The following is a 20,611-nucleotide window of genomic DNA, read 5'->3' on the forward strand; positions in this document are numbered from 1 at the left end:
ATCCCAAATTAGTTTTATGAAAAACCTACTATTATTATCATTTATTATGATAAGCTTTTCGTCGTGGTCACAAACCGCAGAAATTTATTTTAACAGAGCTTTTAACAAAGCTGCAAACGGAAATTACAAAAGCGCAATTACTGATTACACAAAAGCCATTGGCAAAAATTCTAAATTTGTTGAAGCGTATCAAAATCGCGGCGTTGCAAAATACCAATTGAATGACCTACAAGGCGCAATGACCGACTTTAGCAAAACCATTGAACTTGATAATATGAATGCCGATGCTTTTACGGGCCGTGCAAACGTAAACTTCAAACTTTCAAAATTTAAAGAAGCCATTGAAGACTGCACATCATCACTTAGTTTAAACCCAAGAGATTATGTTGCTTACAATTTACGAGGTTTAGCTTACAATAAAGTTGGAGAAAAGGCCAAATCCTGCAAAGATTTCTTAAAAGCAATCGAATTAGGAAGTCAAAGTGCTATAAAAAACAAAAGCACTTTTTGTAAATAATAAATCAAATTTGTGTTAACAAAAAGTAATCTGCAAAATAATGCCTTTGCAGATTACTTTTTATACCTTATTCATAAAAAAATAGTGTCCGTTTTTTAATAATCTGGTTAGTTGTTACATTTGTTACAAAACTAACTTAACCATGATAAAACACTACTTTTCAAAAACTTACACTCCTTATACCCTTTTCATATTAGTTTTTCTGTTTACAGCCAATGTAAAATCACAAACCTTTACAGACAGTAATTTACCTATTATCATTATTAATACAGACATAGATCCGAACACGAATCAGCCAATTGAAATTCCCGATGATCCAAAAGTTTTGGCAACGATGAAAATCATTAAAAGACCAGACGGAACCCGAAATTATTTAACCGATAGTAATACTGCCGCTTATTTAAATTATAACGGAAGAATTGGCATTGAACTGAGAGGATCGTCTTCACAGTCGCTTCCTAAAAAACCGTATGGCTTTACCACTTTAAAAGCGAATAATACAAGCAATAATAATGTCAGCTTACTGGGAATGCCGGTAGAAAATGACTGGATTTTAAATTCACTAGCTTTTGATCCTTCTTGTATTCGTGATTATATTTCGTATAATTTATCCAGACAAATTGGCGATTATGCTACGCGAACTGTTTACTGCGAAGTAGTAATCAACAATGAATATAAAGGCTTATACATTTTACAGGAAAAAGTAAAATCAAACGTTAACAGAGTAAACGTTATTAAAATGGCCGATACTGATAATACACTTCCAAATGTAAGCGGAGGTTATATTACAAAAGCCGATAAAACAACTGGCGGAGATCCGGTTGCCTGGACGATGTCTTCTTACAACGGTTCTTCTGTAGATTTTATTCATGAATTGCCAAAACCGGAAAACACAACTATTGAACAAAATGATTATATAAAAAACCAGTTTAAAAATCTGGAAATTACAGCCGGCGCACATAATTCTGATTTAGCAGCAGGATATTCATCTATTATTGATGTTCCCTCTTTTGTTGATTATATGATTTTGGCCGAATTAGCTTCAAATGTTGACAGTTATCAATACAGCACTTATTTCCATAAAGACAAAGAAGGAAAACTGCGTGCCGGCCCTATTTGGGATTTTAATCTAACATACGGAAATGATTTGTTTAGCTGGGGATATGACAGAAGCAAATACGATGTTTGGCAATTTTCAAACGGAGACAATGAAGGCGCCAGATTTTGGAGAGATTTATTTACTGACACTACATTTAAATGTTATTTCACTAAAAGATGGAATGAACTTACATTGCAGGGAAAACCTTTAAACTACAACAGCCTTACCCAGTTTATAGACGAAACTGTAAATTATATCAGCGAAGCAAAAGCCAGAGAAAATCAAAAATGGGGAACAATTCCAAACGATGCACTTGAAATCAATAATCTAAAATCATTTTTATCCAATAGAATTTCATGGATAACAGGACAATTAGGAAGTTTTAGCAGTTGCAGCAATATCGAAACTCCTTCACTTGTTATCACAAAAATAAATTACAATCCCGGCGTTTCGGCAACTTTTCCAACCAGTAATGATCTGGAGTTTATTGAAATTAGAAATACAGGAAACACCACTGTTAATTTAACTGGTATTTATTTAAGCGAATTGGGACTATCGTATCAATTTCCTGCCAATTCAACATTAGCAGCAAATCAGGGTATTTATATCACAAGCAATAAAACTACTTTTGATTCTAAATACGGAGTAACCGCTTTTGGGCAATTCTCCCGAAACTTATCCAATACATCACAAAAAATAATTTTAGCAGATGGTTTTGGAAACACAATCGATTCTGTTGAATATACAAATGTATCTCCGTGGCCAAATGCAGATGGAAACGGAAGCTATTTACAGCTTTCCAGCACTGATCTTGACAATGCGCTGGCGTCAAGCTGGATTGCAGCATCAGATAATAATTTATCTGTTCCTGAAAGTGTTGAATTAAAAAATGCTGTTTTATATCCAAATCCGGTAAAAAACACCTTAACTATTCAGGCAAGCAAACCTATTTTGAATTATAAAGTTTATGATATACTGGGACGTTTATTGTATGAATCCAAACAAGATTCTAATACAATAAAAGCAGATTGGAGTTTGTATCCAAAAGGAATTTACTATATTTCGATTTCCAATGAAAATGGATACAGCACCAAAAAGGTAATCAAACAATAACAGTAAAAACTGCATGTCACTTTTAAGAAAAATAAATAACCTTCAAACAGATAAAAATTCAGGATTTGGTACTAATGCCGGAAGCTACGGCGGAAGATTTGTAAATAAAAACGGAACTCCCAATATCGAAAAAAGAGGTATGAACCTGCTTCGCCGAATAAGCTGGTACCACACCATGATCGATATGCCCAACTGGAAATTCATGCTTATTTTATTTTCTTTCTATATTATAATCAATTTTATTTTTGCAGTTATTTATTATGCCATCGGTGTTGAACATCTGGACGGAATTTCACCATCAGGAAGTCTTTTAACGCAGTTTGGTCAGGCTTATTTTTTTAGTGCGCAGACTTTTACAACGGTTGGTTACGGACATATCAGCCCAACCGGATTCCTGACAAGTGCTTTATCAGCAGCCGAGGCTTTAATTGGTTTGCTAAGTTTTGCCATTGCAACCGGTTTATTCTTTGGAAGATTCAGCAAACCAACAGCCTTTTTAAAATTTTCGCACAATGCCTTAATTTCTCCTTATGGAGAAGGCAAAGGCTTAATGATAAGGCTTGTTCCTTTTAAAAACACCAATTTTACAGATGCAGTGGCAAAAGTTACTTTAGGTATGAGCATTGAAGAAAACGGTCAGCGAGTAAATAAATTTTATACTCTTAACCTCGAAATAGATCGTATAAATGCGCTTTCGCTGAGCTGGACATTAGTTCATCCCATTGATGAGAACAGCCCTTTGTACAATTTTACCGAAGAAGATTTTAAAAACACACACGGAGAGATTTTAGTTTTCATCACCACTTTTGATGATATGTTTAGCAATACCGTGGCAGCCCGAACTTCGTATACTTTTAACGAAATTATTTACGGTGCAAAATTCCAAATTATGTACAACCGAAGCAAAGATAATACTAAAACGATTTTACATTTAGACAAATTAGATCAGTTTGATACTACAAACTTCTCATAAAGAATCATTTTTATCTAGTTTTTAAGGTTTTTTGAGATTTTATTTTACTTTTGTTTACATAATCGTATCAAATGGTAAACAATATAAAAACTGTTTTCAGTATAAAAGATCTTGAGAATTTATCCGGAATAAAAGCACACACGATTCGCATTTGGGAAAAAAGGTATAATATTTTGGAGCCAATGCGTACTGATACCAATATCAGGCTTTATAATCTGCAAAATCTACAGAAACTTCTTAACATCACATTATTACACGAATACGGCTATAAAATTTCTAAAATAGCAACTTATCCTGAAGAAAAAATTCCGCAGTTGGTCCGTGAAATTATTTCGAAGAAAAATTCTCAAAACTACGCCATTACATCTTTCAAAATGGCGATGATGAATTTTGATCAGGAGCTGTTTTTCAACACGTTTGACTGGCTTATTTCTGAAAAAACATTCAAAGAAGTTTTTAAAGACCATTTTTTACCCTTATTGAAAGAATTGGGATTATTGTGGCAGTCAGAAACAATTACACCTGCAAATGAACATTTTATGAGTCATTTGATCAAACAGAAAATCTTAATTTATACTGAAAGCCTTCAGATTCAAAAACCAACAAAAACAGACCGAATCTTTGTTCTTTCCCTTCCATTAAATGAAATTCATCAAATAGGATTGCTTTATCTTCAATATGAAATTTTATCTAAAGGCTACAAAACCATTTATTTAGGCGAAAGTATGCCAATTGAAAACCTACAGGATTTAACCAAACATTTTGAAAACATCACTTTTGTTTCCTTCATGACAATACAGCCGGATCGCAGCGTTATCAACCAGTATGTCAAGTCAATGGGGCAAAAACTGCTGCAAAAAAATAATGAAATCTGGCTTATGGGTAAAATGGTTGAACATATTGATCACAAAAACCTGCCGGAACGAATCCGTATTTTTGATTCGATGGAAGAAACAATGGAAACAATATAAAAGTTTCGTTTAAAGTTTTTTGTATATTTGTTAAACAAAAATGACAAAAACTATTGCAATTATAGGTTCGGGCTTTTCTTCGTTAGCCGCTTCATGTTACTTGGCAAAACAAGGAAACAAGGTCACTATTTATGAAAAAAATCCAACGATTGGAGGTCGCGCAAGACAATTCAAAAAAGAGGGTTTTACATTTGATATGGGACCAAGCTGGTATTGGATGCCAGATGTTTTTGAACGTTTTTTTAATGACTTCAATAAAAAACCATCAGATTATTACGAGCTTATAAAACTAAATCCTGCCTATCGTGTTTATTTTGGAATAAATGATTTTATAAGCATTTATGATAATTTAGAAGAGATTAAAGCCACATTTGAAGAAATTGAAAAAGGAAGCGGCAGCCAGCTGGAAATCTTTATTAATCAAGCCAAAAGTAATTATGATATTGCCATAAAAGATTTGGTTTATCGTCCCGGAGTTTCTCCACTTGAATTAATTACAAAAGAAACAGCATTAAAACTCAATCAGTTTTTTAGCAATGTGAGCTCAGATATTCGCAGGAAATTTAAAAATGAAAGGCTGATTCAAATTCTCGAATTTCCCGTTTTATTCCTCGGCGCAAAGCCAACTAAAACGCCTTCATTTTACAATTTTATGAATTATGCCGATTTTGGACTCGGAACCTGGCATCCTAAAACCGGAATGTTTGATGTTATTCGTGGAATCGAAAAATTAGCCATAGAACTTGGTGTTACCATCCAAACAAATTCTCCTATTGAAAAAATAATCGTTGAAAATAAAACCGCAGCAGGAATTGTTATTAATGGCGAAATTATAAAAGCCGATATTATTTTAAGTGGTGCCGATTATCAGCATACCGAAACTTTACTGGAAAAAAAATATCAGGTTTATTCTCAAAAATACTGGGAAAGCCGAATTTTTGCACCCTCTTCTCTCCTATTTTTTGTGGGTTTCAATAAAAAAATTGAAAATATTTCGCATCATGCCTTATTTTTTGATGTCGATTTTAATCAGCATGCAGCTGATATTTATGACAATCCAAAATGGCCGGAAGCTCCATTATTTTATGCCAACTTCCCGTCGAAAACAGATCTGACCGCAGCTCCTCACGGAATGGAAACGGGATTTTTCTTAATTCCGCTTGCGCCGGGAATTGAAGATAACGAAACACTAAGAGAAGCATATTTCGAAAAGATAATTACTCGTTTTGAGCTACTTACACAACAAGAAATCAGAAATAACATTATATTTAAGGAATCATTTTGTAAAAACGATTTTGAAGCAGATTACAATGCTTTTAAAGGAAATGCTTACGGAATGGCTAATACATTATTGCAAACTGCATTTTTGCGCCCAAAACTAAAAAGCAAAAAAGTACGTAACTTATATTTCACAGGACAATTGACCGTTCCCGGCCCTGGTGTTCCGCCTGCATTAATTTCAGGAAAACTAGCCGCTGAATTAATTCAAAAATCTTTAAGATCTTAAAAAATGAAATCATTATTCGACGCCGTTTCTTTTAAATGCAGCAAACTAGTTACCAAAAACTATAGTTCCTCTTTTTCACTTGCTGTAAAAATGCTGTCACCAAGCATTCGCGATGCTATTTACAGCATTTATGGATTTGTTCGTTTTGCAGACGAAATTGTAGATTCTTTTCATGATTATGATAAAGAAGCCCTAATTGACGATTTTGAAAAAGAATATTATAAAGCAATGGAATTAGGAATCAGCCTAAATCCTATTTTAAATTCTTTTCAGCATACGGTGAAAGAATATAATATTACTGATGATCTGGTTCAGGCTTTTTTAAAAAGCATGAAACTCGACCTTGTAAAATCAACTTATAACACACAAGCCGAATATGCGGATTATATTTACGGTTCTGCAGATGTTGTGGGTTTAATGTGTTTAAAGGTTTTTGTATCAGGAAAAGAACATAAATATCAACAATTAAAAAGCGAAGCCATGCGATTAGGGTCGGCCTTTCAGAAAGTGAATTTTTTGAGAGATTTAAAAGATGACAATACCATTTTAAACCGAACTTATTTCCCTGGCGTTAACCTCAACAATTTCAACGAAGATTCAAAAGCGCAGATCATTAAAGAAATTGAAGAAGATTTTCACATTGCTTATCAGGGAATTGTAAAACTGCCAATCGAAGCCAAATTTGGCGTTTATACGGCATATGTTTATTACAGCAAATTGCTTAAAAAACTAAAAAACACACCGTCTCATGAAATTGGAAATTCAAGAATCAGAGTTTCAAATTATACAAAAGCCGGGCTTTTAGCGCAGTCGTTTGTGACGTATAAATTGAAATTAGTTTAGGTTATATTAAACGAACGGTTTGTCATCCTGAGCGAAGTCGAAGGAACGCGAGAAGCTCTACAAAGATTGTTACTTTAGATTGCGGAGCTGCTTACGGTCCTTCGACTTCGCTCAGGATGACAAAAATGATAGAACTCACAATAACAAAAAAAAATAATCTTTAGAGTCAATCTTTTATAAACTAAAGCTAAACTCAAACGATTTTAAATCATAATTTTAATAACAACATTTATAAAATGATTTCTTTTTTAATCTTTTTAGGCGTTTTTCTGTTTATGGAATGTGTGACCTGGCTTACGCACAAATATGTAATGCACGGTTTTATGTGGTATTTTCACGCTGATCATCATCAGCCAAAATACGAGCATACTTTTGAGCGCAATGACATTTTCTTTGTCATTTTTGCAATCCCAAGTATTCTTCTATTTTATTTTGGAGTTCAGGGCGGGTTCAATTATTTGTTTTTCATTGCCTGCGGCGTTACGCTTTACGGAGCCTGTTACTTTTTAATTCACGATGTATTGATTCATCAGCGTTTTAAATGGTTTAAAAATACCAAAAACAAATACCTCATCGGACTTCGAAAGGCACATAAAATACATCACAAACACCTAAATAAAGAAAAAGGAGAATGTTTCGGAATGTTGTTTGTACCCTTAAAATATTATAAAATGTAGCTTATTTGGGTGTTCCAAATGAAACATTTGTAACCATTGATTTAGTTAGAAGATGAAATTATACAAGATAGCAACCGTACAATATGTAAACGCCAAGGTCGAAGATTGCTGGGATTTTTTCTCCAGTCCAAAAAACCTGCAGACTATTACACTCGACAATATGAATTTTGAAATCAAGGATTTTGACGAAAAGCGAATGTATCACGGACAAATTATAACTTATACTTTGCGACCGCTTTTAGGAATCAAAATTTCATGGGTTACAGAAATCACAGCCTGCAAAGAAAACAACTACTTTATCGATGTTCAGCGTTTTGGCCCTTATAAATTATGGCACCACAAACACTTTTTTGAACGAACTGCTGACGGAGGAACCAAAATGACAGACGTTGTTCATTATGCGCTCCCACTTGGAATTTTAGGGAGAATTATGAATTGGTTGGTGGTGAAGAATAAATTAAAAACCATTTTTGATTTTCGTTACAATAAAATCGAAGAATTGTTTAATTCAAAATCACAGCCAAAGATTATACAGATAAATGCCGAGCAAAAAAGTATATAAATATCTTATTTAAACACATAGAAACATAGTTTATATTGCGTAGAAAAGGCGTTTCACTTGCATAAACAAACATAGCTATGTGTGAGAAACTAGTTTCTTTCCATATTCTTTCACAAGAAAAATAAAACCTATGTTTCTATGTGTTTAAAAAACCACACATAATACAAAATATTCGTCAAGCGAAAATTATAAAATGACAAAACAAAAAGTTTCCTTTTTCTGGTTTAGACGTGATTTACGTTTAGAAGACAATACCGGATTATTTCATGCTTTACAATCCAGTTTCCCTGTAATTCCATTATTTATTTTTGATGATGATATTCTGGATAATCTTCCAAAAAACGATGCACGAGTAAGTTTCATTTACGATTCACTTCAAAAAATAAATACCGAATTAAACACTTTTAAATCTTCGGTTTTAATCAAAAAAGGAAAAACAAAAGACGTTTGGAAATCACTTCTGGAAGAATTTGATATTCAAAACGTATTCTTTAATAAAGATTATGAACCTTTTGCTATCCAGCGTGATACTGCAATTTGTTCTTTATTAAAAGAAAATAATATTGAATATTTCTCTTTTAAAGATCATGTTATTTTCGAAGAAAAAGAAATCATAAAAGCCGACGGACTTCCGTACACGGTTTATACTCCTTATAAAAATAAATGGCTTGAAAAATATCATTTATCAGGATCAGCTCCAGAATATGATTCGAAACCATTTCAATCAAATTTTGCAAAAAATCAATTTCCATTTCCTGAATTAGCAGCAATTGGTTTTGAAAGAAGTTCTATAAAAGTTCAGCCTCACAACTTAACACAAATTGCCAATTATAAGGAAACAAGGGATTTTCCCGCTCTTGACAGTACATCTTATCTTTCGCCGCATTTACGTTTCGGAACCGTGAGTATTCGGAAATTAGTAAACTGGGCAAATAGAAAAAATCAAACTTTTTTAAGTGAATTGATTTGGAGAGAATTCTTTATCCAGATTCTGTTCAGTTTCCCTAATTGTGTGAATCATAATTTCAAATCAGCTTACGATGGAATTCAATGGCGAAATAATGAAGAAGATTTTAAACGCTGGTGTTCCGGAACAACGGGATATCCAATGGTCGATGCCGGAATGCGGCAACTTAACGAAACAGGTTATATGCACAATCGCGTTCGTATGGTTGTGGCCAGTTTTTTGTGCAAACATTTATTGATTAACTGGCAGTGGGGCGAAGCTTATTTTGCCGAAAAACTACTGGATTTCGAACTCGCTTCAAACGTCGGAAACTGGCAATGGGCTGCGGGAACGGGCTGCGATGCCGCACCATATTTCAGGGTTTTTAATCCTGAAATCCAACAAAAGAAATTTGACGAAAAAGGCGAATACATTCGCAAATGGGTTCCTGAGTTTGATTTTGGATATAATGAACCTATGGTTGATCATGCCTTTGCGAGGGATCGCGCGATTGCGACTTATAAGAAGGGGATCATTAAATAAATTCCAAATTTTTTAAATTCCAAATTCCAATATTTTAGGGTTATCCACAATCTTGTCATTCCGAGGAACGAGGAATCTTCGCAAGAAAGTCCGTTATCAAAATCGACAATCTTTGTAGAGAGCTACTTACGAAGATCCTTCCTTCGTCAGGATGACAAATTAAACGAAAAAAAACCTTTGTCAAAGTTTAAAACTTTGACAAAGGCGTATATCTATAAATTTGGAATTTGGAATTTAAAAAATTGGAATTTCTCAGCTTAATACTTCAAATAATTCTCCACAACAATTTTCGCTTTCAAATCAAACATTAAATTATAAAGTCCGAAGAAAGTACGGTTCATGTAAATAAAGTGCTTAGAACCACGATTCCCGTTCATTTTTTTCAAATTTGTATCTTCAGAAAAACGTTTGCCTAATTCTGCAATCGCATTAAAGAAAGATTCATCGGCAAAATCGAAAGTTTCATTTTGAAAAGGTTTGGTGAAAAGTGATAATAAATCATGAAACATATCAGTGAAATATTCCACTTCTGCCGGAGTATCGTCTGGACGAAGGATTTCTAATTCGAATAATTTTTTATTAAAAAGCTTCTCGTCTGTAATCACATTTTTATTGATTAACTCAAAATAGGGTGTATAAAACTCTTCTGGAATTTGTTTCATACAGCCAAAATCTAAAGCGATTAATTGGTTTTCATCATTAACCAAAAAATTTCCCGGATGCGGATCTGCGTGTACTTTTCGCAAAACATGAATTTGGTACATGTAAAAGTCCCAAAGCGCCTGCCCTACTTTATCGCCAACTTCCTGATCTGTATTTTTAGCCGTAAATTCAGAAAGATGAATTCCCGTCATCCAATCCATTGTAATGATTTTCTCTGATGAAAATTCAGGATAGTAATTTGGGAAAATGATGTTTTCAATTTTATTACAAGCTTCTACAACTTCCTGACTTTGCTTTAATTCTAACAAATAGTTCGTTTCTTCAATAAGTTTGTCTTCAACTTCTTTAAAATATTTGTCTGAATCTTTTCCCTGCAGATTAAACATTCTGATTGCAATAGGTTTTACCAAAGCTAAATCTGAAGAAATACTGTTGGCAACGCCCGGATATTGAATTTTAACGGCCAGTTTTTTATCATTTTTCTTTGCTAAATGAACCTGACCAATACTTGCAGCATTTACGGAATTTGCATTAAACTCATCAAAAATTTCATAAGGTGTTTTGCCAAAATTAGTCTTGAAAGTTTTTAAAACCAAAGGTGCAGAAAGCGGCGGAACTGAAAATTGCGACAAAGAAAATTTCTCCACATAAGCCTGAGGCAAAAAGTTTTTGTCCATGCTTAACATCTGCGCTACTTTCAAGGCACTTCCTTTTAAGCTTTTAAGTCCGTCGTAAATATCTTCGGCGTTATTTTCGTTAAGTTTATCGCGGGTTAAATCTGGGTTTACTACTTTTTCAGCATAGTGCTTTATATAATTTACTCCGATTTTGGCGCCGGTTTGAACTAATTTTCCGGCTCTTTCTATTTTTGAAGTTGGAATATAATCGATTGTTTTCATTGTTTGCTGTATATTTTTTCTTTGAATAGAAATTTTCCAAAATCTATTAAATGATTCATTGGTGCAACATTCATTAATTCAAATGATGCATTAACCGATTTTTCGATAAAGATGTCTGTTTTTTCAAAAGCAGCAGATTCATCTTCCATCCAAAATTTAATCGTCAGCATTAATTGTAACCATGACGATTCCTGAATGGCTTTTTCCTGATATTTCTGCAGTTTTTCTAATTCTAATCTATAATCATCAGTCAGAATTTCAGAAACGTATTCTTTGAAACTATTTCTAAGTGTAGTTAACTGAACCAGGTTTTTAAGCGGATTTCTATCAATTTTAAGCGATTGTAAAACGTAACTTCTGTTTGAGGTTAAAATTTCGAAGAAGGTAAAATAGAAACTCAGCATTTTATTCTTCATGTCATATTCCTGATATTCTTCGTTTTTGTGAAGTAAGTTAACCGTGTTTTCAAAAAACAATCGGAATATTTCTTTTTCTAAACCTTCTAATGTTCCAAAAAAGGAATAAAATTCCGCTTCGGTAAAATCATTTTCTTTCGCAAAATGATAAACTGATTTTGGTTTTTGGCCTTTTTCTAAAACTTCATCCATGTATTTTGAAACGATATCATCTTTGGTAATTACCTTTTTTTTAGTCGTCATTTTATTTAAAATTTAGAATTTGCCATAAAGGTAAACATTGTTTAAGTACCTTTACTAATGATTAAACGGCAAGCACTGTTAAATATATTATAAACTATTATGGCTCAAAATGTTCTATTAACCGGAGGAAGCGGATTCATTGGAAAACATCTAACAAATGTTCTTATTCAAGCTGGATATTCTGTATCTGTTTTGAGCCGTTCCCATAAAGAAAACACTGCTGAAATCACCTATTACAAATGGGATTTGAACAAAAATTATATTGATGAAAATGCTGTCCTAAATGCTGATTTCATAATTCATCTTGCCGGTGAAGGAATCGTTGAAAAAAGATGGACAGAAAAAAGAAAAAAAGCAATTCTGGAAAGCCGCATAAAACCAATTGATTTGATTTTTTCGGTTTTAGAAAAAAACAACAAAAAACTTGATGCTTTTATTTCGGCTTCGGGAGTTGGAATTTATGGCGCTGTTACCAGTCATAAAATTTGTACTGAAGAAACGCCTGCAGCCAATGACTTTTTAGGCACAACCTGCCAAATTTGGGAAAATGAAGCTGATAAAATAGAAACATTAGGCATTCGAACCGTAAAAATCAGAACTGCAATTGTATTGGGAAAAGATGAAGGATTTTTGAAAAAAGTCAATCCTAATTTTAAAGCTGGTTTTGGTGCCGTTTTAGGATCAGGAAAACAATATTTACCCTGGATTCATATCGAGGATTTATCTCAAATTTATTGTAAAGCAGTTTCAGATGACCAAATGCATGGCCCGTATAATGCGGCTGTGACAGATAACACTACAAATTCGAGATTTTCTAAAATATTGGCTTCATTATACGGATATACAATCTGGCTGCCTAAAATCCCTCCTTTTATTCTTAAAATTGTTTTAGGAGAAATGAGCGAAGCGGTCCTAACCGGACAAAGGGTTTCATCAGAAAAAATACAAAAAACCGGATTTGAATTTCAGTTTACTGATTTAGAAAAAGCGCTTATAGCAAGTATTCATTAAAATCATTTCAAAGTTAGATACTTCATATCTTCACTTTTCACAACTCCAAGTAAATTTGTATTGGCCGTTTTTGAAATTTTGCTGGCAACCACACTTGGTATTTCTATATTAAAATCTGAAACTGAAATTGGATAATTACACGAAATCTGTATTCCGTCCGGAACTCTTTTTATTAAGGCTTTCATTTCAATGATTTTCGATTTTCCGTGCAGGTAAAGTTTTCCTTTTACGTCATACTCTTTTTCAATTTCATCGACGTTTTTCAAATCAAATTTTTGAACTTTCCCTTTAAAAACTGATTTTGGATAACGATGGCTTTCAATATAATTTTCATTAAAATGTTCTTGCATTAAATCCATTTTAAAACGAAAATCTTTGATTACAACAGTACAGATCAAAGTACTGGTTTCTGGTTCGAGAATAATAGTTCCGAGTTTATTTACTGCTTTTACTTCTTCAAAAAAAGGAACAGAAGCTTCGAAATTTACAACTGCCGTAGTGGTTTTAAATTTGTCTTGGGCAAGTAATGAAAATGCAGTAAAAAATAAAATAAGCAATGTAGTTCTTTTCATAATCGTCATCAATTAAACAATTATGTCATTCTATTTCTAAGAAGAATTTTACAAGTTAAAAAATAGAACGGCAGTACTCCGTGAAAAAATTTGTAACATAATGTTTATACTTAAAGTTACGAAATTTCAAGATGCGGAGTTCTTGAACTAGTGCTAAATATTTGTGAATATTTTGGTGTACGAAATGGTGGATATAAATGCGAGGTGAAATTTGTTTGAGGTGAAATCAAATGTCCCAACGGGACAAATATGGGGTCGGGAATTTTATTTTTTCTACCGACGAGATATCTCTACGAGATATTTTTTTTGACAGCGAAATAATAAATGCCGTATAGTCCCTACGGGACAAAAACGGGATAGACAATTTATTTTTTCTACCGATATGTAATCTCTACGAGATATTTTTTTGACAACGAAATAATAAATGCCGTATAGTCCCTACGGGACAAATATTGGGGTCGGAATTTTATTTTTTCTACCGATATGTAATCTCTACGAGATATTCTTTTGTGAATATTCTATTTGAACAAAATTCGTTTTTGAAAATTTTAATTTTTTCTACCGATATGTAATTCCTAACGGAATATCTCGTAGAGATTACATATCGGTAGAAAAAAAAATAACGAATGACCCAAATGTCCCGTAGGGACTATACCGCTATTATTAATGACATTTTATCCATGCATTGGCGTACAAATTTCCAATAAAAAACCATCTGTATCTCTAACATATGCTACAACTTGTCCCCACGGTTTTTTTTTTGGTTCTGTAACTAAAACGGCTCCAAACGAAGTTGCTTTTTGAACAAGATCGCCAACATCTTCTGTAATAAAACCTAATTCTATTGCAAAAGGTTTGTCTTCTAAACTGCTTTCTATAAAACCTTCGCTTAAATTATGCGATGCCAACTTTTTTGATGCAAACGAAATGGTGGTTTCGCCCGTATTTAATTCTCCATAATCATTATCCGGGCTTATAAATTTTCTTGCGAACCCGAATACATTTTCATAAAACTCTATTGATTTTTCTACGTCTTCAACGTATAAAATTGTATATCCAAACTTTATCATGATTTCTTTATTTAATGAATGATTAATAAAAATGAGATGTCCCTACGGGACAAAATGTGTTGGTACATATCTTTTTCGTCTACCAACGAGATATTATATTACTAATATAATCATTGAATGAAAAAATTACAACTAAATACGAAAGAAATATCTCAGAGAGATATTTGATCGGTAGAAAAATTTAGCTGATTTCTAAAAGCACGTTGTATTTATCTAGGCTTGCTAAGTCTTCGATTGAGTTAATATTGGCAACTTTTTCGTGTTCTTCGACTTCTTTTCTAACCTCGATATGTTTGATTGCTTTTCTAAAACGTCGCACTTCATCTAAATTTGACAAAATCAATCCCGGAACAGGAACACTTTTACCTTCTTTATCTTTGGCAACCATTGTAAAATAAGATGAATTACAATGTTTGATTACTCCGGTTTGGATATTTTCTGCTTCAACACGAATGCCCACAATCATCGAACTTCTTCCCACATAATTTACAGAGGCTTTCATGGTTACTAATTCTCCAACTTCTATTGGTTTAAGAAAGTTTACGGTATCAACAGAAGCCGTTACGCAATAGTTACCGCTAAATTTTGACGCCGAAGCAAATGCAATTTGATCTAAAAGCTGTAAAATATATCCCCCGTGAATTTTACCGCTAAAATTAGTATGCGACGGAAGCATTAATTCTGAAATGCTGATTTTTGATGAAGAAACGGGTTTAAAATCTGTAGTCATGTTTTTTGTTTTTGGAAATTTCTATAGTTATTATTTTAAACACATAGGGACATAGTTTTTCAATGTCGTTAAAGGCGTTTCACTTGTATTAACAAACATAGATAACTATGTGTTAGAAACTAGTTTCTTTTTAATTCTTTCACAGAAAAATAAAATCTATGTTTCTATGTGTTTAAATATTTTCTTGATTCAATAATTCGGTTTCATCCGTATTCAACGCTCTGTTGATGATGTTTTCGGGAAGTGATTTCTTGGCTTTTGCTCCCATTTTTTTTAATCTTTCTACACTCGAAATCAAGTTTCCTTTGCCGTCAACAAGCTTATTCATAGCGCTTTCGTATTCAGTTTTGGTGTCTTTTATTTTATTTCCAATTCTAACTAAATCGGTAACAAAACCTTCAAATTTATCGTATAAAGCTCCGGCTTGTCTGGCAATTTCAAAAGCATTTTCCTGTTGTTTTTGATTTGCCCACATACTATCTATCGTGCGCAGCGTTGCTAATAATGTACTTGGCGTAACAATTACAATATTTCTGTCGAAAGCTTTATTATATAAAGTAGAATCTTCGTTTAACGCAATCGCAAAAGCGGGTTCTATCGGGATAAAAAGCAAAACAAAATCCGGGCTCTCAATTTGATATAAATCGTGATAATTTTTATTTCCGAGTTGTTCAACGTGGCGTTTAATAGACGAAACATGTTCTCTAAGCCAGTCTGCTTTTAGTAAATCAGATTCTTCGTTTACCCATTTTTCATAAGCAACAAGAGAAACTTTAGAATCGACAATCATTTTCTTACCATCCGGAAGATTGATGACAACATCTGGAAAAACACGGTTTCCTTCGGCATTTACAAAACTTTGCTGTACTTCATATTCTCTTCCTTTTTCTAAACCAGATTTTTCGAGAACACGTTCTAAAACAAGTTCACCCCAGTTTCCCTGCATTTTGCTGTCGCCTTTTAACGCTTTCGTTAAGTTTAGGGTTTCTTTGCTCATTTGAGCGTTCATTTCGCTTAAACCAATAATCTGCTGGCGCAATGCTGCGTGATAATCAATGCTTTCTTTATGCGTTTGATCTACTTTTTGTTCAAATACATGAATTTTATCCTGAAGCGGCAGCAGGATATTTTTCATGTTTTCACTATTCTGCTCTGTAAATTTTGCCGATTTTTCTTCAAGAATTTTATTCGCGAGGTTTTCAAATTCTTTGGTGAATTTTTCCTGAAGTTCGTTTATTTCACTTTTCTGCTCTTTGTGGCGTTCCCATAAATTCTCAAAATCAACTTCTTTTTTAGAAAGCTGAATGGCCAGACTATCTTTTTCTGTTCGGATACTTTCTTTTTCAGAATTGGTTAAATGAAGCTGTTTCTGAAAATTATTTCTTTCTGTTTCAAATTGTTCTTTCTGTAATTGAAGCTGATTTGCAGTTGCACTCAGTCTTTCTTCTAAACTTACTTTTTCTGCCTGAAATTTAGCCGAAAACAACATTTTTCCTAAGTATATTCCCAGAAACAGAGCAATTACAAAAGCCAATAAAAGTGGAAGAAATTCTATCATATCTAAGTTTATTTTAAGTAAAAGTACGCAATAATACGTAGTTCGTGGTTTTAAAAATTAAAATATCACGAATTAGTATGGGGTCTAAATTAATCAAACAATCTAAATAAGATTTACGGAAATCCTTTAAAAAAATAATTTTTCACGCAACCATTTTAAAGCAACTTCATCTACATTATATAACCTATTAAAAAATAATCATGAAAAAATTAATGTTGAGCTTATTTATCGCTTTTGGATTTAGCGCCTGCTCTCTTAGTAATGACGACCTGAATGTTGACTGTGGAACTAATGTAGATTTACCTTTTTCAGGCTTCCCTGTTTTATGTAACTATAGTGTAAAAACTTTACCTAATAATCCGAGTGCCCTTATTATAACTTCGCAGGAAAAAATGGACGCTTATTTTACAAAACATGCCAATACCTGTACAGTTGCAAGCGATCCTAACATTAATTTTAGTGATAACTATATGATTGCACTTTTTGCAGGCGTAAAACCTACAAATGGTTACGCAATAAAAATTACTTCAATTGTACAAAACAACTGCGAAATCATTGTTAATTTCTACGAAAAAGGACCTCAAACGGGAGAAACTTTAACGCAGACTCCAACTTACCCGACAGATTTCATTTTGATCCCTAAAACTGCAAAAGCAATTTTGTTTAACAGAACAAACGAAAGTCCTGACAATATCGTAATTGGAAGTTTTGGAACTACAAATGACTTTTTTCAGATCAATGACTACAATATTTTAAAATTCCTTGGTGTAACTACCGGAAACTACGAGTTTGAGCAATATAAATACAATGCTAAAACGGTAAGAAGTGAATATACTACATTGTCAAAAACTATCCCTACAGAAATTACAGCAATTAAAGGTCAGACAAAAACCTATGGTACACCAGGTGCTCAGGGCGGCGTTTATTTTGAGCTTCGTCAGGGAATTACAGTAACTAAAATTACTATTGACAATAATGATACTCCAGATATGAGCAGTGAAATAAAAGCTTTCAGAATGGCGCTTAAGGCAAAAATCAACAGCTTAAAATAATACTCATTGAGTAACATCTGTATCTTTTGTTACCCAACAAAAGATACAGATATACTTGATAATCAAAAACTAACACAAAATACCACTAGTTCTAACTATTTACAAAATGTAGTTTTGTAAGCTTTTAAGAACTATTTTTGCAAAACCAAATTAATCCATTTTTTGAAAGACGATTTAGAGAAATATATTAAGCTTTGCATGAAAAATGACAGAGGAGGACAACTGAAAATATATCAGTTGTTCTCTCCTGTTTTATACGGTATTTGCCTTAAGTATATGAAAAATGAAGACGATGCAAAGGATGTTTTCCAGGAAGCATTTGTTATTGTTTTTCAAAAAATCAGCCAATATAAATTTGAAGGAAGTTTTGAAGGCTGGCTAAAACGAATTTTCATTAATAAGCTGATTGAAACTTTAAATAAGAAGAAAAAAGAGAGTTTCTTTCTTGATGTTTTTGATCCCGATACTGATTTTGTAGAAGAAGAGGAACTGGACATTATCCCAATAGAACAAGAAAAACTGTTAGAATATATTAGAGATTTACCAGATCAATATCGAACGGTTTTTAACCTCTATGTTTTTGAAAAGATGAAACACAAAGAGATTGCCGAATTACTAAAAATCTCCGAAGGAACATCAAAATCAAATTTAAATAGAGCTAAACATATTTTGCAAAAAAGAATACTGAGCATAAAAAAAAATTTTAAGATAGCATGAAGAAGCAAAAAATAGAAGATATTTTTTCATCAATGGAAGACTTCTCGAGTGTTCCGCCTCCTGAATTGTGGGGTCAGATTGAAGAAAAACTCGACAAACCTAAAAAGAAGAAAAGAGCAATTCTTTGGTGGTCTGCGGCTGCATGCTTATTATTAGGTTTACTGCTCCCATCTGTATTGCATTTTAGTTCTGATAATTCGGGAATTAAAACAATACAAAACAATTCTATTGAAAATAATAATGTGGTTCTGGATCAGGAAAATAAGGATACAGATAAAACCAGAAGTATTGAAAATAAAGAAAATATCCTTGAAAAAGAATCGAATAATAATCGGGTTTCGTCATCAGAAAAAACAACAAATCAATCAGACCAAAATCAATTAAACCAGAATTCAAAAACAGTTAAAGCTCAAACAGGTTCTCAAAACAAAACAAATAATAACAGCTTTGAACCAAAAGTAAATGTCGAAAGAAATAATGCCGTAGCCGAAAAATCATTTGTTCCAGCGAGAGAAAATGGGTTAAATGCAGATTCTAAAAGTCAAATTTCTACCAATAAAAAAGAAAATATAAATCGCGCTGTCGCCGAAAAAACATTTGTTTCAGCTGGAGAAAATGGATTTAATGCGGCATCTAAAAATCAACTTTCGACCACTAAAAAAGAGAATTTAAACAAGGCTGTTGCCGAAAAATCATTTGCCCCAAACAAATCGAATTCTTTTAATTACGGCTCGAAAAGTCAGTCAGACATTGAAAAAAGAAATGCTGATAAGGTTTTAGCAGAGAAGAAATTTGCTCCGGCAAAAACAAATAATTTTAATGCTGTTTCAGGAAATCAATTACCGAATTCAATTTTTGAGGATCTTTCGTCTTCAAAAAATAAAAATGCACTTGCACTTAATGCTTCAAATTCTACGACAAAGAGAAATCCAAATGCTTTAAGTCCTTTGTTGAATAAAGAAAATATTCAAAAAACGACTACTGACAAAAGTATTGCAAGTGTTCAAAATAGTAATTCAAAAAACAATACTGCTTTTAGTAATTCAAATGTTTTGAGTAAAAAAGATTCTGTACAGTTAGCGGAACTTCAAAATTTAGAAAAAGGAATTGCTGCTGTTACTCCGGAAGCAGAGAAAAAGAAAAAAGAAGACAAAACATTATCTAAATCAGAAAAATGGGCTTTACAGCTTTTTGCCGGTGTTGCCAATTCTGAAAATTATAAAAACAATAAAACTTTAGGAAACGTAAACGATTCTAAACAAAGTAATTCATACGGTGTAAAAACACAGTATAAAATCAATAAAAAATGGGCTGTTGCTTCTGGCTTTAAAATCAATGAACTGGGACAAAGTGTGGCAAATGTTTCCTATTTAAGCACAAGAAACCAAGCTCTTTTCAGCTCAAGCGATTATTTTGTAAAAAATGAAAGCGTTCCTCAAATTGCAAGTGATACACGTTATGTTTTAGTTTCAAATACTACAAAAGATGTGCTGCAAAGCGATAATATCGAAACTGGAAATCTGAGCCAAAATCTTCGTTACATCGAAATGCCTTTAGAAGTTTCGTATTCTGTTTTTAATAAAAACAGAACAAACATAAATCTAAACACAGGCGGATTTGTTGGTAAACTGATTTCTAACAGTGTTGCCATTGATGGAAATTCTATGGGCGAAAACGTAAATGCAAACGATTATGTTTATGGTACCACTTTGAGCAGTACGGTACAATATAGGGTTTATAAAAAAACAAACGTTTTTGTTGAACCTGCTGTTAATTATTATGCAAATCCTTTAAGCAATCAATCTTTTAATCAATTTCAATGGGGATTGAATTTTGGGTTGAATGTTAACTTTTAATGTCTATAGTTTATTGTTTTTAATTTCAATAGATATAACAAAAAGGCGGTTCAATTGAACTGCCTTTTTTATT

19 protein-coding genes are annotated in these 20,611 nt (G+C 32.9%); 13 read left to right on the forward strand and 6 right to left on the reverse strand.

Going from position 1 to position 20,611, the window contains the following annotated elements:
• The first annotated feature begins 16 nt into the window (after nt 1-16).
• The 9 genes from ACODSB_RS17885 to ACODSB_RS17925 all read left to right on the forward strand — a co-directional run bounded on the left by ACODSB_RS17885 (nt 17) and on the right by ACODSB_RS17925 (nt 9,751).
• A complete protein-coding gene (locus ACODSB_RS17885; protein ID WP_488938036.1) occupies nt 17-517 on the forward strand; it encodes a tetratricopeptide repeat protein in 501 nt (166 codons plus the stop codon).
• Between the two features lie 142 nt (nt 518-659).
• Nucleotides 660-2,729 (forward strand): CotH kinase family protein, encoded by a 2,070-nt coding sequence (locus tag ACODSB_RS17890; protein ID WP_488938037.1) that lies wholly within the window; start codon nt 660-662, stop codon nt 2,727-2,729.
• A gap of 13 nt (nt 2,730-2,742) precedes the next feature.
• Complete coding sequence (locus ACODSB_RS17895; protein ID WP_488938038.1) at nt 2,743-3,702, forward strand: ion channel; 960 nt, start codon at nt 2,743-2,745, stop codon at nt 3,700-3,702.
• A gap of 71 nt (nt 3,703-3,773) precedes the next feature.
• Nucleotides 3,774-4,673: a MerR family transcriptional regulator gene (locus ACODSB_RS17900; RefSeq protein ID WP_053474291.1), complete on the forward strand. Its 900-nt coding sequence runs from the start codon at nt 3,774-3,776 to the stop codon at nt 4,671-4,673.
• 40 nt (nt 4,674-4,713) lie between these two features.
• Nucleotides 4,714-6,180 carry a phytoene desaturase family protein gene (locus ACODSB_RS17905; RefSeq protein WP_488938039.1) on the forward strand — a complete coding sequence of 489 codons (1,467 nt, stop codon included), beginning with the start codon at nt 4,714-4,716 and terminating at the stop codon, nt 6,178-6,180.
• Between the two features lie 3 nt (nt 6,181-6,183).
• Nucleotides 6,184-7,023, forward strand: coding sequence for a phytoene/squalene synthase family protein (locus ACODSB_RS17910; protein ID WP_053474293.1), 840 nt, complete (start codon nt 6,184-6,186; stop codon nt 7,021-7,023).
• Between the two features lie 236 nt (nt 7,024-7,259).
• Complete coding sequence (locus tag ACODSB_RS17915) at nt 7,260-7,700, forward strand: sterol desaturase family protein (protein WP_180859856.1); 441 nt, start codon at nt 7,260-7,262, stop codon at nt 7,698-7,700.
• A 52-nt stretch (nt 7,701-7,752) separates the two neighbouring features.
• Nucleotides 7,753-8,262, forward strand: coding sequence for an SRPBCC family protein (locus tag ACODSB_RS17920; RefSeq protein WP_053474295.1), 510 nt, complete (start codon nt 7,753-7,755; stop codon nt 8,260-8,262).
• 193 nt (nt 8,263-8,455) lie between these two features.
• Nucleotides 8,456-9,751: a cryptochrome/photolyase family protein gene (locus ACODSB_RS17925; protein WP_488938040.1), complete on the forward strand. Its 1,296-nt coding sequence runs from the start codon at nt 8,456-8,458 to the stop codon at nt 9,749-9,751.
• A gap of 257 nt (nt 9,752-10,008) precedes the next feature.
• Here the strand turns inward: ACODSB_RS17925 and ACODSB_RS17930 are convergent, their stop codons facing one another.
• Both ACODSB_RS17930 and ACODSB_RS17935 read right to left on the reverse strand, forming a co-directional pair.
• The gene (locus ACODSB_RS17930) at nt 10,009-11,313 is read right to left on the reverse strand and encodes an ABC1 kinase family protein (protein ID WP_053474297.1); all 1,305 of its coding nucleotides are present in this window, start codon (nt 11,311-11,313) and stop codon (nt 10,009-10,011) included.
• Nucleotides 11,310-11,972 (reverse strand): TetR family transcriptional regulator C-terminal domain-containing protein, encoded by a 663-nt coding sequence (locus ACODSB_RS17935; protein WP_488938041.1) that lies wholly within the window; start codon nt 11,970-11,972, stop codon nt 11,310-11,312. Before ACODSB_RS17935 ends, ACODSB_RS17930 begins: the two co-directional genes overlap by 4 nt.
• A 99-nt stretch (nt 11,973-12,071) precedes the next feature.
• Between ACODSB_RS17935 and ACODSB_RS17940 the strand changes: the two genes are divergently transcribed.
• Nucleotides 12,072-12,983, forward strand: a complete 912-nt coding sequence (locus ACODSB_RS17940; protein WP_488938042.1) for a TIGR01777 family oxidoreductase — start codon at nt 12,072-12,074, stop codon at nt 12,981-12,983.
• 2 nt (nt 12,984-12,985) lie between these two features.
• On the opposite strand, the gene ACODSB_RS17945 is transcribed toward ACODSB_RS17940, so the two are convergent.
• The 4 genes from ACODSB_RS17945 to ACODSB_RS17960 all read right to left on the reverse strand — a co-directional run bounded on the left by ACODSB_RS17945 (nt 12,986) and on the right by ACODSB_RS17960 (nt 16,913).
• On the reverse strand, nt 12,986-13,555 hold the full coding sequence (locus ACODSB_RS17945; protein WP_053474300.1) for a YceI family protein: 570 nt from the start codon (nt 13,553-13,555) through the stop codon (nt 12,986-12,988).
• Between the two features lie 674 nt (nt 13,556-14,229).
• Nucleotides 14,230-14,625, reverse strand: a complete 396-nt coding sequence (locus tag ACODSB_RS17950) for a VOC family protein (RefSeq protein ID WP_053474301.1) — start codon at nt 14,623-14,625, stop codon at nt 14,230-14,232.
• 181 nt (nt 14,626-14,806) lie between these two features.
• Nucleotides 14,807-15,355 carry an acyl-CoA thioesterase gene (locus ACODSB_RS17955; protein WP_053474302.1) on the reverse strand — a complete coding sequence of 183 codons (549 nt, stop codon included), beginning with the start codon at nt 15,353-15,355 and terminating at the stop codon, nt 14,807-14,809.
• A gap of 172 nt (nt 15,356-15,527) precedes the next feature.
• The gene (locus tag ACODSB_RS17960) at nt 15,528-16,913 is read right to left on the reverse strand and encodes a DNA recombination protein RmuC (protein ID WP_488938043.1); all 1,386 of its coding nucleotides are present in this window, start codon (nt 16,911-16,913) and stop codon (nt 15,528-15,530) included.
• A 200-nt stretch (nt 16,914-17,113) separates the two neighbouring features.
• On the opposite strand from ACODSB_RS17960, the gene ACODSB_RS17965 reads away from it, so the two are divergent.
• The 3 genes from ACODSB_RS17965 (at nt 17,114) to ACODSB_RS17975 (ending at nt 20,538) form a co-directional block, all read left to right on the forward strand.
• Nucleotides 17,114-17,965 carry a protease complex subunit PrcB family protein gene (locus ACODSB_RS17965; RefSeq protein ID WP_053474304.1) on the forward strand — a complete coding sequence of 284 codons (852 nt, stop codon included), beginning with the start codon at nt 17,114-17,116 and terminating at the stop codon, nt 17,963-17,965.
• 162 nt (nt 17,966-18,127) lie between these two features.
• A complete protein-coding gene (locus ACODSB_RS17970; RefSeq protein WP_053474305.1) occupies nt 18,128-18,682 on the forward strand; it encodes an RNA polymerase sigma factor in 555 nt (184 codons plus the stop codon).
• Nucleotides 18,679-20,538, forward strand: a complete 1,860-nt coding sequence (locus tag ACODSB_RS17975) for a hypothetical protein (protein ID WP_488938044.1) — start codon at nt 18,679-18,681, stop codon at nt 20,536-20,538. The genes ACODSB_RS17970 and ACODSB_RS17975 overlap by 4 nt, the downstream gene beginning before the upstream one ends.
• Nucleotides 20,539-20,611: the final 73 nt, after the last annotated feature.

It is taken from the genome of Flavobacterium sp. FG68, assembly GCF_057808895.1.